The sequence below is a fragment of the Allobosea sp. BE125 genome (assembly GCF_031456075.1).
Taxonomy (GTDB): Bacteria; Pseudomonadota; Alphaproteobacteria; order Rhizobiales; family Beijerinckiaceae; genus Allobosea.
In genome coordinates this window covers 34,458-48,337 of the sequence record NZ_JAVDTY010000010.1, presented here as the reverse complement: position 1 = coordinate 48,337, position 13,880 = coordinate 34,458, and the positions used below count along the sequence as shown (strand labels likewise).

The following is a 13,880-nucleotide window of genomic DNA, read 5'->3' as shown; positions in this document are numbered from 1 at the left end:
ATTAGCCAATTGGGCGTCGTGGCGGCAGCTCCTCATCAGGATGTAGCGATATGAGCATTTTCGATCGCCCTTTCGATCCCAAGCACGACACCGCGCTCGTGACCGGTGCCGGCAACGGCATTGGCCGCGCCATCGCGCGGGCCTTGGTCGCGGAAGGCGTACGCACCGTGTTCGCCGATCTGAGTAAGGATAAAGTCGAGGCTGCGATCGCTGGCTCGTCCCGGCCGGAACTGGCCGTGCCGTGGGTCGGTGACCTCGCCATCCGCGAGGGCTGTGATGCGCTGCTCGCCCATGCCCGCACCGCGCTCGGAACCGTCAGCCATTTCGTCCATAGCGCCGCGCCGCCGCGGCGTGAGGCGGATCACGCGCTGGCGGTGTCGGATGATAGCTGGGCATACATGCGCGCCGTGAACGTGGATGCCGGCTTCCACCTTGCGCGCGAGATCGCGCGCTCATTGATCGCGGAGCGCAAGCCGGGCTCGTTCCTGCTGCTGACCTCGCTCCATGCCGCCACGCCGCGCAACCTGCCGCACTACAGTACCTCGAAGGCGGCGCTGGCCATGCTGGTCAAGGAACTTGCCAAGACGCTGGGCCGCTTCGGCATCAGGGTCAACGCACTGGTGCCGGGAGCTATCGCGGCTGGAGGATTCGTGGCCGATCCGTCGCTGACGCGGCATATTCCCCTTGGGCGGCTCGGACGCAGCGAGGATCTCGCGCCGATGGCGCTCGCGGTCCTGTCAAACCGCTTATCCGCCTATGTCACGGGCTCGGCCTTTGTCGTCGATGGCGGTCTGTCGCTGACCAACTGGTTCGACCCGCCGGGGCTCGACGAATTCTAGGCCGCCTCAAGACGCCATCAGGGAGAGTGCCATGACCGACACGCCGCAGATCACGACCCGTTCCGACGGGCTGCTCGCCAACATTGCCGGCAACTACGCCATCCTGCCGAGCGGTGCGGCCTATTGCTCCGGCATCGTTCCCGATCAGGGATATGAGGTTGTGCGCGCCGAGCTCCAGAGCTGGGCTCCGCTCGGAGAGGCCTATGGCTTCATCGAAAGCTACCTGAAGAGCATCGGCCGGCCGGTCCAGGCCTTCTGCGGCATCGAGCTGCGGGTGCCGGAGCCGCTGACTTTCGACAAATGGTCGAGCTTCAACGTACCCTACCTCGCAAAGCTGCGCGAATGGGGCCTGGTCTTCGGCGACTATAGCTTGGTCTGCCGCTCGAATATCGCGCTCGATCTTCATCCACCGGTTGCGACCGCGATGTGTGCTTTCAGCTATACGGTTCCCAGGACGGTGAAGGCGACCACCTTCCTGCTGTCCGGCCAGGCCGATATCGGGGCGGACGGCAAAATCATTGCCGAGGGCGATACGAGCCCGGCCGCGATGCAGCGCCGCACCCGCTTCACCATCGACACGGTCGGCACGACGCTGGCGAAGCTCGGGCATTCCTGGAGCGAAACCACGCGCATCGCGCTCTTCCATGCGCACGAGATCCCGGAGCTGTGGGGGCCGGCCCTGCTCGGCGCACTCGGCGAGCCGATCCGCCGTGGCGTGCTGGTCTACCGAGCGCGCCCGCCGATCGCCGGTGGCGAGGTCGAGCTTGAGGCGCGCGCGATCCGGCAGGAACTCAGCCTGCCCAATCGCTAGAGGCTATGGGCTGCGCCGCGTTGGTATTGATAGTTTTCCTGTCTTTCGAAATCGATGAAACCCGCATTCCCTTTCGACAGAAAGGGCGCATGCTGTCAGCAAATACGACATGTGGCGCCGCGCCGATCTGGCTGACGGTATGGCGCGCACGCTGATGGAGAGCGGTACGATGCACGGCGTCACTGCAACATTCCCGCCCGCACTGGGGCTGGGCGTTCGGCTCGCGCGGCGCATGTCGGCGGTCCAGCCCTCGCCGACGATCGCGATCACGCAACTCGCCAACGAACTGCGCCGCCAGGGCAAGGACGTGATCGGCCTCTCACAGGGCGAGCCGGATTTCGACACGCCCGCCCACGTCAAGGAGGCGGCCAAGGCCGCCATCGACGCGGGGCAGACGAAATACACCGATGTGGACGGGACGCCCGAGCTGAAGCGCGCGATCATCGCCAAGTTCGAGCGCGAGAACGGCCTGCGCTACGAGCCGTCGCAGATCAGCGTCGGCACCGGCGGCAAGCAGGTCCTCTACAACGCGCTCTGCGCCACGCTCGACGAGGGCGACGAGGTCATCATCCCGGCACCGTACTGGGTCTCCTATCCCGACATGGTCCGGCTTGCTGGCGGCAAGCCTGTCACGGTGGCCTGCGGCGAGGCCGACGGTTTCAAGCTGACCTCCGAGACGCTGCGTTCGGCGATCACCCCACGCACCAAATGGCTGGTGCTGAACTCGCCAAGCAACCCGACCGGTTCCGGTTATTCGGCCGCCGAGCTGCGCGCGCTCGCCGACGTCCTGCTCGACCATCCGCAGATGATGGTTCTCACCGACGATATGTACGAGCACCTGCGCTATGACGGTTGGGAATTCGCCACTATCGCTGCCGTCGAGCCGGCCTTGTTCGACCGCGTGCTGACCTGCAACGGCGTGTCGAAGGCCTATGCGATGACCGGCTGGCGCATCGGCTATGCCGGCGGCCCGACGCAGTTGATCAAGGCCATGGCGACGATCCAGTCGCAGAGCACGACCAATCCAAGCTCGGTGTCTCAGGCCGCCGCCGTCGCGGCCCTGAGCGGTCCACTCGACTTCCTGGCCGAGCGCAATGCGGTGTTCCAGCAGCGTCGCGACCTTTGCCTCGCGGCCTTCAACGATATCCCGGGCTTGAGCTGCCGCGCGCCGGACGGCGCATTCTACCTGTTCCCGTCCTGTGCCGGCCTGATCGGGCGCATGCGACCGGATGGACGAAAGATCGAGACGGATGTCGACTTTGCCACCTTCCTGCTCGAGGAGGCCAATGTCGCTGTCGTGCCAGGCTCGGCTTTCGGGCTTGCCCCGTTCTTCCGGATCTCCTTCGCCACGGCCACCGAGCGCCTGAGTTCCGCCTGCGAGCGCATCGCCGATGCCTGCAGCCGGCTCGGCTGAAGTTGATCGCAAGTACAGGAGAATACCGATGGATCTCGGCATCAAGGGAAAGACCGCACTGGTGCTGGGCGCCGGCGGCGGGCTAGGCGGCGCCATCGCAAAGGCGCTAGCGCGCGAGGGTGCGCGCCTCTCGCTCGGCGACATCGATCCGGCGGCGCTCGAGCGCACGGCCGGCGAGATCCGGGCCGAAGGCGGTACGGCCCTGGCGTTGGCCTGGGACCTCGCCGATCTCTCGATCATCGAGGGCCGTATCGCGACCATCGAGGCCGAGATCGGACCGGTCGACATCCTCGTCAACAACACCGGCGGCCCGCCACCGACGCCCGCCTCCGGCCAACCGAGCGAACTCTGGGCGAAGCATTTCCAGGCCATGGTGCTTTCGGTGATCGCGCTGACCGACCGGGTCCTGCCCGGCATGCGCGAGCGCAAATGGGGCCGGATCATCACCTCGACCTCCTCGGGTGTGGTGGCGCCCATCCCCAACCTCGGCATCTCGAACGCCTTGCGGCTGTCGCTTGTCGGCTGGTCGAAGACGCTGGCGCGGGAGGTCGGCTCCGACGGCGTCACCGCCAATATCGTGCTGCCCGGCCGGATCGCGACGTCGCGCATCAGCTTCCTCGATGAGCAGAAGGCCGAGCGCGAGAACCGCAGCGTCGAAGCCGTCGCGGCGGAGAGCACTGGCGCGATTGCGCTCGGTCGCTATGGCCGGCCGGAGGAGTATGGCGATGTCGTCGCTTTCCTGGCGAGCGAACGCGCCGCCTACCTGACCGGCAGCGTCATCCGCGTCGACGGCGGCCTGATAGCCAGCATCTGATCGTTCCTTCCCATCCTTCAGCAGCGAGAACTTCCGATGACCACCGATGCAAATATCGTCGATGTCCTGTCCAAGGTGACGACGGCAACCCTGACGACGATCCTGCTCAAGAAGGGCTTGCGCAATGTCTGGCTGCGCGGAACGAAGCCGCTGAAGCCAGGCCAGCCGCGCCTCGTCGGGCGTGCCTTCACCTTGCGCTTCGTGCCCGCCCGCGAGGATCTCGCCACGCCGGAATCCTGGTCCTCGCCGAAATCGACCCGCGCCGCGATCGAGGCGATGCCGGATGGCTGCATCGCCGTGGTCGACGCCATGGGCGTCACCGATGCCGGCATCTTCGGCGACATCCTCTGCGCGCGCATGGCCAAGAAGGGCGTCGCCGCGCTGATCACCGACGGCGTCGTGCGCGATGTCGCCGGCGTGCTCGGCACCGGCCTGCCGGTCTGGTGCCAGGGCGCCGCCGCACCGCCTTCGGTCGCGGGCCTGACCTTCGTCAACTGGCAGGAGCCGATCGCCTGCGGCGGCGTCGCCGTCTATCCCGACGACATCATCGTCGCCGATGACGATGGCGCGGTCCTGATCCCCGCCGCTCTGATCGACGCCGTGCTCGAAGCAGCGCCCGAACAGGAGCGGCTCGAAGCCTGGATCATGCAGGAGGTCGAGGCCGGCGCCGCTCTGCCGGGGCTCTATCCGCCCAACGCCGAGAACAAGGCCCGCTACGAGGCCAGCAAGACCAAGGGCTGAGCCGCCGCACGAAGGGCGGCGCCGGTCGCCGCCCGCCATGCTGCCTCAAGTCCGGATCACATAGTCCTTGCGGGTCGTCTCGATCACTTCCCAAGTGCCCTTGAAGCCGGCGCGCAGGACGAAGCTGTCGCCTGCCTTGACCGTGTGAGCTTCGCCGCTCTCCTCGATCACGACGGAGAGGCCGGACATGCTGCGGCAGTTGGGACCTGTGTCCCCCGCCCGGCGAGTTGCCGCCTGACGGCGCGATTTTTCCTGGCGAGGCCGGGGCAACCATCCCTTCACGAAAGGAACTATGATGACCAATCCGACCTATGTCGATGAGTACAATGCCATCGTCGCGGTGCTGAGCCAGTACAATGAAGGCGGCAAGAAAGCCGACAGCGCCGTGATGAAGCCGGCCTTCAGCGACAAGGCGACGATCTTCGGCATCGAGGACGGTAAACTCTCCGGTGGCCCGATCCAGGGGTTGTTCGATACGATCGACAGCGCCTTCCGACCGTCGCCCGAGGCCAAGGCGGCCATCGTCCGCATCGACATCGTCGGCACGGCCGCCAACGCCCGGATCGATACCGACAACATCTCCGGTTACCGCTTCACCGACTTCTTCAACCTGCTGAAGGTCGACGGCAAATGGACCATCGTCAGCAAGATCTACCACACTCATCCAAGCGCCTGAGGCGCCCCCGCGGACGCCTGCATTTCAAAGATGCCTGCCGACCAGAGGGAAGCCGGCCCGGCATCGGGCTGCAAAAAATCGAGGAGAGTGTCATGGCCAAGGTCTTCATCATCGGAGCGGCCGGTAAGGTTGCGCGCCGCTTGTCCCGCCAATTGGCGCAGCGCGGCCACCACCCGGTCGCCCTGCACCGCAAGCCCGAACAGGCGAGCGAGCTCGCCGGACTCGGCGCGACAGCCGTCGCGGGTGACCTTACCAAGCTGATGGCGGACGAACTCGCGGGTTTGATGAAGGGCAGTGACGTCGTCGTCTTCTCGGCTGGCGCCGGCGGCGCCGGCATGGAAGTGACCAATGCGATCGATGGTCGTGGGCTGGAACTCGCGGCCGCGGCGGCGCAGATCGCCGGCATTACGAGGTTTCTGCTCGTTTCAGCGTTCCCCGACGCCTTGCGCGACGAGAAGCGCTCGGAGGGTTTCGAGAACTACATCCGCGTCAAGAGGCTCGCCGACGCGCATCTGGTCGCGACGGATCTCGACTGGGTGATCGTGCGGCCGGGAACGCTGTCCGATGTTCCCGGCACCGGCAAGGTCAGCGCCGATTTGGCTATTCCCTATGGCGAGGTTCCCCGCGATGATGTCGCCGCAACGCTCGTCCAGATCATCGAGCAGCCCACGGTTAGTCGGATCATCATCGAGCTGACCGCCGGCGAGACGCCGATCGGCAAGGCGATCGAGCGGCTCGCGCGTCGATAAGGCAGGTCGCATGGAAAGTGGATCGGCATGAGACTGCTCGTGGTGGGCGCAAGCGGCCTGGTTGGCAGTCATGTCTTGCGGCTGGCCTTGGCCGATGACCGCATCGATCAGGTGGTCGCGCCGGTTCGGCGTGCGCTGCCCGTGCATTCCAAGCTGCTCGCGCCGGTTGTCGATTTCGACGTCTTGCCGGAAGAGGCGCCCTGGTGGACTGTGGATGCCGTCGTCTGCGCGCTTGGTACCACCTTGCGGACGGCTGGTTCGCGCGAGGCCTTCTATCGCGTCGATCATGATTACCCGCTCGCCGCCGCCCGCCTCGCCCGGACGCGTGGCACGCCGACCTTCGTTCTGAACTCCGCGATCGGCGCCGACATCGCCTCGCACTTCTTCTACAACCGGGTGAAGGGAGAGGTAGAGCGCGATCTCGCCGCCCTAGGCTTTCGCTCATTGACCTATGTGCGGCCGGGTCTGATTGGGGGGAACCGGCAAGAGTTCCGCACAGGCGAACGCTTGGCGTCGTTCGTCCTGCGCCTGCTCGGCCCAGCCCTGCCGCGGCGCTGGCGTATCAACCCTGCCGAGCGCATCGCTGCCGCTATGGTCGCCGCAGCCGTAACTGGGGCGAGCGGCGTGCACATCGTCGCTTCGGAGGCGTTGATCTGACGGCGCGGATGCGGTCAGGGCTTCGCTTGGGTCTCCTTGAAGGACCGCGCCCCCGCGATCGACGCCAGTCGATACGGAAACCCAGCGGCTTGGGCTGCGTGCATTTTTCGCCAGAACCCGCGCCTCAGATCTTCCAAGCCGCGGTGCGTCCCGGCTGGACGGCGTCGGCAAGCTGATAGCCGTTTTCGCCGCCGAGGATGTTGATGCCCTTGCCGTCCGGCGAGACCGGCCGCCAGGCGCCCGAAATATCGGAAGCGGGCGCGCCGGTATGTGCGAAGCGGGCCCAGCTTGCCAGCATCAGCATGATCCGCTCGCCCCAAAAGACTTCACACACCTTGAAAACGCGCCACTTTGCGGCCAAATCGCTGGCCGCGACGATGATCCGTTCAAAGAGCTTTTCAGCATGACCACGACCACCGAGAATCGCAGTTTCGAAGCCGACGTCTCGCGCCTGCTCCATATGATGGTGCATTCGGTCTATTCGGACCGGGACGTCTTCCTGCGCGAATTGATCTCCAACGCCGCCGACGCCTGCGAGAAGTTGCGCTATGAGGCGATCGCCAGGCCGGAGCTGATCGGCGACGATCCCAGGCTCGCGATCACCATTGCCGCCGATACCGAGGCCGGCACGCTCTCGATCGCCGATAACGGCATCGGCATGACCCGCGACGAGATGATCGAGGCGCTCGGCACGATCGCCCGCTCCGGCACCCGCGCCTTCATGGATCGCGTCGAGGCGGCCCAGGGCAAGGAGGGCGCGCAGCTCATCGGCCAGTTCGGCGTCGGCTTTTATTCCGCCTTCATGGTGGCGGGCCAGGTCGAGGTCGTCAGCCGCCGCGCCGGCAGCGAAGAGGCCTGGCGCTGGTCATCGGACGGCAAGGGCGAGTTCTCGGTCGCACCGGCCACGCTGGAGGAGGCTCCCACCCGCGGCACGCGCGTCACCCTCTCGCTGCTCGACGACGCCAAGAGCTATGCCGAACGCTGGACGCTGGAGCGCATCGTCAAGGCGCAGTCCGGCCATGTCCCGGTGCCGATCTCCCTCGTCGAGAAGCCCGGCACTGAACCGACCTCGCTCGCCGATGGCGCCGCACTCTGGACCCGGCCGAAAAGCGAGATCAAGCCCGAGGACTATGCCGACTTCTACCGCAGCGTGGCCGGCCAATACGATGAGCCGGCCGCGACGATCCATTTCCGCGCCGAAGGGCGTCACGAATACACCACGCTCGCCTTCGTGCCGGGCGGCAAGCCGTTCGATCTCTTCGACGCCGACCGCAAGGGCCGGATGAAGCTCTATGTGAAGCGCGTCTTCATCACCGATGAAGCCGAGCTCCTGCCGCGCTATCTGCGCTTCGTGCGCGGCCTCGTCGACACCGCCGACCTGCCGCTCAACGTCTCCCGCGAGATGATCCAGGACAGCCCGCTGCTGGGCGCGATCAAGAAGGGTGTGACCAACCGCATCCTCACCGATCTCGGCAAGCTCGCGGAGCAGGATGGCGAGGCCTTCACCAAAATCTGGGAGAATTTCGGCCCCGTCATCAAGGAAGGCCTCTATGAGGATTTCGAGCGGCGCGAACAATTGCTCGGCCTGGCGCGCTTCAAGACGACCGCTTCCGGCGATACTTGGCGCAGCCTCAAGGACTATGTCGCGGCGCTGAAGGAGAACCAGACGGCGATCTACTACATCGCCGGCGACGATCCCGCGCGCATTGCCGCCTCGCCCCAGCTTGAGGGCTTCCGCGCCCGCGGCATCGAGGTCCTGCTGCTGAGCGACCCGGTCGACAGCTTCTGGGTCTCGAACGCGCCCGACCATGACGGCAAGCCGTTCAAATCCGTGACGCAGGGTGCGGCCGATCTCGGCCTGATCCCGCTGCTCGACGGCGAGGCGAAGCCGCAGCTCGAAACCAGCGCCGAGGTCACGGCGCTGCTCGGCGCGATGAAGCTGACGCTGGCAGCCGAGGTCGAGGATGTCCGCGCCTCCGACCGCTTGACCGACAGCGCGGTCTGCCTGGTTGCGACCGATAAGGGCCCCGACCGCCAGTTCGAGCGCCTGCTCTCCGCCGCCGGCCGCCTCGACGGCGCCAACAAGCCGGTCCTCGAGGTCAATCCGCAGCATGAGCTGATCATCCGCCTCGCCGGATCGCAGGACGAGCCGCTGCGCAGCGACATCACTCATCTGCTGCTCGACGAGGCGCGCATCCTCGATGGCGAGCGACCGAGCGACGCCAGGGCCTTCTCCGATCGCCTGACCAGGCTGATCGCCAAGGGGCTAGCCTGAATCCAGCTTTCCAGGCGCTGTTCAATCGAAGTTGAACAGCGTCCGGGGGTTGTCGACCAGCATCAATTGGCGCTCGCCCGAGCCGGGCGCGATCTCCGTCAGGAGATCGACGAGGTCGCCATCATCCGGCATCGGCCCGTGCAGGTTCACATGCGGCCAGTCGCTGCCCCAGAGCATGCGCTCGGGCGCGTGCCGGGCGAGGCTCGCCGCGATCGGCAAGGCGTCGCGAAAAGGCGGCCCGGCAACTGACAGCCGGTCGGCGCCACTGAGCTTGAGCCAGACGCGGCCAGTGTCGATGAGGCGCTTCAGCGCCGCGATGCTCGGCCCGTCCGGCCCCTCCGCCAAGGGCGGCCGCGCCATATGGTCGACCACGACAGGCACGGCGATGGAGCCGATGAAGCTCTCCTGCGTGGCGATGTCATGGCCCGCGACATGGATCGCGACATGCCAGCGAAACGGCGCGACCTTGGCGATGATCTCCCGCATCGCCGCAAGATCGGGCTGGCCACCGAGATGCGTCAGGAAGTTGAAGCGGACGCCGCAAATGCCGGCGGCGTCCAACGCCGCGATCTCGCCTTCCGTGCAATCCGGCTTCAGCAGCGCGACGCCACGATAGCGCCCCGCGCCCTCAGTCAGCGCGGCGAGCAGCGGACGGTGATCGAGGCCATGCCCCTGGCTCTGGACGATCACGGCCCGGGCGATGCCGAGATGGTCGTGCAATCGCCGCAGCGCCGTCTCGGGTGCGGCATTGGGGGTGAAGCTGCGCTCGGGCGGCAGCGGAAAGCGGTCGAAGGGGCCGTAGATGTGGCAATGCGCGTCGCAGGCGCCGGGCGGCAGCGCGAGCGCCGGCTTGCGCGGGTTGGGGTTCGGCGGCGGGCCGTCGGGCTTCGGCGTCGTCATTGTCAGGTCCTCAATCGCAGCGTGCGGTCATGCCGCCATCGACGACAATCTCGGTGCCGGTGATGAAACGGGCCTCGTCGGAGGCCAGGAACAGCGCCGCATGGGCTGTGTCGCGCCCATCCCCCATGAAGCCGAGCGGGATGCGGGCGACGCGGGCTGCAAGCAGCGCCTCGACATCGCCGTCGGCGCGTTGCCCGGCCAGCCGGGCCTCGACCATCGGCGTGTGCATCTGGCCCGGCACGACTGTGTTCACGCGGATGCGCCTGGGCGCGTATTCGACCGCCGTGACCCGCGAGAACTGGATGATCGCGGCCTTGGCCGCGGCGTAGCCGACCTGCGCCGCGCCGGTCCAGCGCAGGCCCGAGGTCGAGGCGGTGTTGACGATCGCGCCGCCGCCATTCGCCTCCATCACCGGGATGACATGCTTGCAGGCGAGGAAGACGCTCGACAGGTTGAAGTCGAGCTGGCGGCGCCAGCCCTCCTCCGACAGCGCCACCACACCGCCTGGCGCCGAGCCCCCGACATTGTTGACGAGAATGTCGATCGCCCCGAAGGCCTCGCAACAGGCCTGCACAGCCTTCTCGACCTGCGCGCTGTCGGTCGCGTCGCAGAGATGGGTCGCGATCGTGCCGCCGGCCGCCTCAGTGCGCGCGACCGTCTCAGCCATGGTCTCGGCTGTGAGGTCGAGCGCAAAAACCTTCGCCCCTTCGCGCGCGAACAGCACCGCTGCGGCACGGCCATTGCCCCAGCCCGGCCCGACGCAGCCAGCGCCGGAGATCAGCGCGACCTTGCCGGCAAGACGCCCCACCCCCACCGTCACAGCGTGAGCTCCGGCGCTTCGCCCTCGGGCAGGCCGATCTCGAAGGCATTCAGCGTCATCGAGACCAGCGTGTAGTAGCCGAGCACGCCGACGAGCTCAACCACGCCGGCTTCGCCGAGCTCGCGCACCGCCGCCGCATGCACGGCCGCGGGGACCGTGTGGGTCTCGTGCAGCGCCATCGCGTAGTCATAGACGGCCTGCTGCGCCTGCCCCGCGAAATCCGGCGTCTCCCGCCTGGCGATCGCCGCCACGACCGCCGGATCGAGGCCCGCCTTCAAGCCCTCGCGCTTATGGACGAACCATTCGTAATGCGAGGTCCAGCGCCGTGCCGTCACCAGGATGGCAAGCTCCGAAAGCAGCGGCCCGAGGCTGGTGTCGTAGCGCAGGAACTCGCCGAGCCGCTGGGCCCGGGCACCGAATTCCGGGCTGTGCAGCCAGGCCCGCAGCGGCGCCGGAACGCGCCCGCGCTTGCCCGAGGCCGCTTCCTCGGCGACGCGTCGCTGGGCCTCGTTCATCTCGCCTTGCGTGAAATCCTTGATACGCATGCGTTTGCCTCAATCTCGCCGATAGGGGGCATAGAGGTTGAGCAGTTTCGCACCGTGCCCGCCTGCCATAGTGAACGCGGCCTCGACGCGCTCGAAACCGAGAGGACGCGAGAAGGTGGCGAGCAGCCACAAGGCGCCGGCGGTGTCGTGGAACAGGCGCAACTGGCTCAAGCCATCGAGCTCGGCGGCGACCTGAAGCAGCGCCTCGATGGCCGCATCATCCGCCCCGGGATACTGCGCCACACAGAGGCGCGCGACCTCGCTCACGGGCAGAGCCAGAGCACTTCCGGGATGAAGCTGCTCGGCGACGACCCGTCGCCGCCCAATCATGCGCGGCAGGAGGCGCTTGCTCCAGGGCGTGGAATTTCCCCCGGAGACGGCGGCGTATTCGGGCGTCGCGAGCGCCTCGACGGAATTCAGATCGTAAATCGCTAGCCAGCGCGGCCAGCCCGACAGGCAGACCCAGCGCGAGGCGCTCTCGAAGCCGGGCAGGCCGCACCGCTGCGGAAAATGTTCGCTGTCATACCAGTCGTTGAACTCCTCCTCGAACGCGGCGGGAGGCTCCATCGCAACAAGCAACAGGCCCTTAGACATGGGCGCTCTCCGCGATGGGCTTGTGGCTGCCAGCATGCCGCGTCAGGAATGGCACGAGCTGCGCCGCCATCGCCTGCGCGGCCTGCACCGGCATCAGATGCCCGCTCTCGATCGTCGTGAAGCGAGCGTCTGGGATTGTACCCGCTGTTGCCTCGACCTCGGCGGGCGGGCGCAAGAGGTCGTGCCGGCCGGCAAGGACAAGGCAGGGCATCGTCAGGGACGGCAGGCATTTGGCCACCCGCGTCCCGGCCAAGACGGCATTGGCCATCGCGTAGCTCTCGGGATCATTGGCAAGGAAGCGCTCGCGATAGGCCTCGAAGGCCCGCCTGTCGGTGCGCAGCGCCTCCGGATAGGAGCGAGCCAGGCTCGCCTCGGCGATCGCGGCCATGCCATCGCGGCGTGCGAGCCTGGCGCGCCGGTCGAGATAGGCCTTGCGCTCTGGCCGAACCGAAAGCGCTGGGGCGCACAGGGCGAGCGCGTCGACGAGAGCCTCGTCGCGCGCCGCATAAGCCACCGCGATCGCAGCCCCGGCCGCGGCGCCGGCAAGCAGACAGCGCGGCCCGAAACCGGTCATCGCGACAAGCCCCGCGAGATCGGCCGCATGATCCTCCATCGACAGCGCGGCAGGCTTGCGGCTCGATCCGCCGGCGCCGCGCTGGTCATAGCGCAGCACGCGGAAATGCGGGGTCAGCAGGGGGAGCAGCCCGTCGAAGCTGTCCAGCGCCCCTCCGAGCTCGTGGATCAGCACCAGATCCGGCCCCTCTCCGCTGATCTCGTAGCGAAGCTCGCAGGAGCCAAGCGATGCAACAGGCATGAGAGCCGCCCCTTAGAGCGTTTTCGAGCGAAGCGGATACCGGTTCGCGTGAAGAAAACGCGTTAAAACAAAGATCTAAGGCAATTGGACGATCCGACCGGATTGGAAATTGCTCTAGTTCGTCTTGATGTTCGCCGCCTTGACGACGGCCGCCCATTTGTCGATCTCGCTCACGATATAGGCGGCGAATTCCTCGGGCTTGTTGGCGACGACGATGGCGCCCTGCAGAGCGAGCTTGTCCTTGACCTCAGGCGAGCGCAGCGCCTCGACCAAAGCGGCATGAAGCTTGTCGACGATCGGCTGCGGCGTCGCGCGCGGCGCCACGATGCCATACCAGTTATCGGCGACGACCTTGGGCAGGCCGAGCTCCGCCGTTGTCGGCAAATCGGGCAGGCTCGGCGAGCGCGTGGCGCTGCCGATCGCGATCGCCTTGATCGTGCCGGCCTGGACATGCGGCAGCAGCACCGCGATATCCATGAACATCAGTTCGACCTGCCCGGCGATCAGATCGGTCACGGCCGGCGCCGCGCCGCGATAGGGCACATGCGCCATGTCGACCTGGCCATATTGCTTGAGCAGTTCGCCAGCCAGATGCGGCATGCTGCCGGCGCCGGACGAAGCGAAATTCAGCGTGCCGGGCTTGGCCTTCGCCAGCGCCAGCAACTCGGGCAGGCTCGTGACCGGCACCTTGGAGCCGACGACCAGCAATTCCGGGACGCTTGCCGCCAATGTCAGCGCCCGCAAATCCTTGCGCGGGTCGTAGCCGATCGCTTCTTGCATGCTGACGCTGATCGCGAGCGCGCCCGCCGTGCTGATCCCGATCGTGTAGCCGTCGGGCTCTGCCATCGCGACCGCCTTGGTGCCCACAGCCCCGCCTGCCCCGGCGCGGTTGTCGATGACGACCGATTGCTTGACGATCGCCTGCATCCTCTCGGCGACCGCCCGCGCGATCGTATCGGCAGGGCCGCCCGCGGCGAAGGGCACCACGAGCCTGATCGGCTTGCTCGGGAAAGTCTGGGCACTCGCCGCCTGGGCCAGCAGCATGGCGGCCATCACGAGCCAGCCGCGGAATCTCGCCTGCATCATTATCCCTCCCCCTGGGAATGGTCTTTGCCGCTCTTCCGGCGGTCCGATCAATCTGCCGACTCTGGCAGGAGAGGCACATCGACGCCAAAACCATGTTGGAATGGCCAGCCATGCCGTGACGGCATGGCTTCAATCTCTTATGCTC

The 13,880-nt window shown here is 66.9% G+C and carries 16 protein-coding genes and 1 pseudogene; 9 read left to right on the top strand and 8 right to left on the bottom strand.

Going from position 1 to position 13,880, the window contains the following annotated elements; translation table 11 throughout:
• Nucleotides 1-50 precede the first annotated feature (50 nt).
• The 5 genes from J2Y55_RS21005 (at nucleotide 51) to J2Y55_RS20985 (ending at nucleotide 4,619) form a co-directional block, all read left to right on the top strand.
• Nucleotides 51-839 carry an SDR family NAD(P)-dependent oxidoreductase gene (locus J2Y55_RS21005; protein ID WP_310157609.1) on the top strand — a complete coding sequence of 263 codons (789 nt, stop codon included), beginning with the start codon at nucleotides 51-53 and terminating at the stop codon, nucleotides 837-839.
• A 31-nt stretch (nucleotides 840-870) separates the two neighbouring features.
• Nucleotides 871-1,650 carry a 2-amino-5-chloromuconate deaminase CnbZ gene (gene cnbZ / locus J2Y55_RS21000; protein ID WP_310157607.1) on the top strand — a complete coding sequence of 260 codons (780 nt, stop codon included), beginning with the start codon at nucleotides 871-873 and terminating at the stop codon, nucleotides 1,648-1,650.
• A 169-nt stretch (nucleotides 1,651-1,819) separates the two neighbouring features.
• Nucleotides 1,820-3,064: a pyridoxal phosphate-dependent aminotransferase gene (locus tag J2Y55_RS20995; protein ID WP_404979004.1), complete on the top strand. Its 1,245-nt coding sequence runs from the start codon at nucleotides 1,820-1,822 to the stop codon at nucleotides 3,062-3,064.
• Between the two features lie 28 nt (nucleotides 3,065-3,092).
• Nucleotides 3,093-3,878: an SDR family oxidoreductase gene (locus J2Y55_RS20990; protein ID WP_310157605.1), complete on the top strand. Its 786-nt coding sequence runs from the start codon at nucleotides 3,093-3,095 to the stop codon at nucleotides 3,876-3,878.
• Nucleotides 3,879-3,914: 36 nt separating this feature from the next.
• Entirely contained in the window at nucleotides 3,915-4,619 is a 705-nt protein-coding gene (locus J2Y55_RS20985; RefSeq protein WP_310157603.1) for a ribonuclease activity regulator RraA, read from the top strand.
• Between the two features lie 45 nt (nucleotides 4,620-4,664).
• On the opposite strand, the pseudogene J2Y55_RS20980 reads toward J2Y55_RS20985, so the two are convergent.
• A pseudogene (locus J2Y55_RS20980) lies at nucleotides 4,665-4,817 on the bottom strand (cupin domain-containing protein); the annotation flags it as partial.
• Nucleotides 4,818-4,914: 97 nt separating this feature from the next.
• On the opposite strand from J2Y55_RS20980, the gene J2Y55_RS20975 reads away from it, so the two are divergent.
• The 3 genes from J2Y55_RS20975 to J2Y55_RS20965 all read left to right on the top strand — a co-directional run bounded on the left by J2Y55_RS20975 (nucleotide 4,915) and on the right by J2Y55_RS20965 (nucleotide 6,701).
• Nucleotides 4,915-5,295 carry a nuclear transport factor 2 family protein gene (locus tag J2Y55_RS20975; RefSeq protein WP_310157600.1) on the top strand — a complete coding sequence of 127 codons (381 nt, stop codon included), beginning with the start codon at nucleotides 4,915-4,917 and terminating at the stop codon, nucleotides 5,293-5,295.
• 92 nt (nucleotides 5,296-5,387) lie between these two features.
• A complete protein-coding gene (locus J2Y55_RS20970) occupies nucleotides 5,388-6,044 on the top strand; it encodes an SDR family oxidoreductase (protein ID WP_310157598.1) in 657 nt (218 codons plus the stop codon).
• Between the two features lie 27 nt (nucleotides 6,045-6,071).
• Nucleotides 6,072-6,701 (top strand): NAD-dependent epimerase/dehydratase family protein, encoded by a 630-nt coding sequence (locus J2Y55_RS20965; RefSeq protein ID WP_310157596.1) that lies wholly within the window; start codon nucleotides 6,072-6,074, stop codon nucleotides 6,699-6,701.
• Nucleotides 6,702-6,825: 124 nt separating this feature from the next.
• Here J2Y55_RS20965 and J2Y55_RS20960 read toward each other — a convergent pair whose 3' ends face one another.
• Nucleotides 6,826-7,161 carry a hypothetical protein gene (locus J2Y55_RS20960; protein ID WP_310157594.1) on the bottom strand — a complete coding sequence of 112 codons (336 nt, stop codon included), beginning with the start codon at nucleotides 7,159-7,161 and terminating at the stop codon, nucleotides 6,826-6,828.
• On the opposite strand from J2Y55_RS20960, the gene htpG reads away from it, so the two are divergent.
• Nucleotides 7,105-8,976: a molecular chaperone HtpG gene (htpG, locus tag J2Y55_RS20955; protein WP_310157592.1), complete on the top strand. Its 1,872-nt coding sequence runs from the start codon at nucleotides 7,105-7,107 to the stop codon at nucleotides 8,974-8,976. The genes J2Y55_RS20960 and htpG overlap by 57 nt on opposite strands.
• Before the next feature lie 21 nt (nucleotides 8,977-8,997).
• Here the strand turns inward: htpG and J2Y55_RS20950 are convergent, their stop codons facing one another.
• The 6 genes from J2Y55_RS20950 to J2Y55_RS20925 form a co-directional block, all read right to left on the bottom strand.
• Complete coding sequence (locus J2Y55_RS20950) at nucleotides 8,998-9,876, bottom strand: amidohydrolase family protein (protein WP_310157589.1); 879 nt, start codon at nucleotides 9,874-9,876, stop codon at nucleotides 8,998-9,000.
• 10 nt (nucleotides 9,877-9,886) lie between these two features.
• On the bottom strand, nucleotides 9,887-10,690 hold the full coding sequence (locus J2Y55_RS20945) for an SDR family NAD(P)-dependent oxidoreductase (protein WP_310158039.1): 804 nt from the start codon (nucleotides 10,688-10,690) through the stop codon (nucleotides 9,887-9,889).
• 2 nt (nucleotides 10,691-10,692) lie between these two features.
• Nucleotides 10,693-11,241, bottom strand: a complete 549-nt coding sequence (locus J2Y55_RS20940; RefSeq protein WP_310157586.1) for a carboxymuconolactone decarboxylase family protein — start codon at nucleotides 11,239-11,241, stop codon at nucleotides 10,693-10,695.
• Nucleotides 11,242-11,250: 9 nt separating this feature from the next.
• A complete protein-coding gene (locus tag J2Y55_RS20935; RefSeq protein WP_310157584.1) occupies nucleotides 11,251-11,835 on the bottom strand; it encodes a DUF4286 family protein in 585 nt (194 codons plus the stop codon).
• Nucleotides 11,828-12,649 carry an alpha/beta fold hydrolase gene (locus tag J2Y55_RS20930; protein ID WP_310157582.1) on the bottom strand — a complete coding sequence of 274 codons (822 nt, stop codon included), beginning with the start codon at nucleotides 12,647-12,649 and terminating at the stop codon, nucleotides 11,828-11,830. Before J2Y55_RS20930 ends, J2Y55_RS20935 begins: the two co-directional genes overlap by 8 nt.
• A 114-nt stretch (nucleotides 12,650-12,763) precedes the next feature.
• Complete coding sequence (locus J2Y55_RS20925) at nucleotides 12,764-13,732, bottom strand: Bug family tripartite tricarboxylate transporter substrate binding protein (RefSeq protein WP_310157580.1); 969 nt, start codon at nucleotides 13,730-13,732, stop codon at nucleotides 12,764-12,766.
• Between the last annotated feature and the right edge of the window lie 148 nt (nucleotides 13,733-13,880).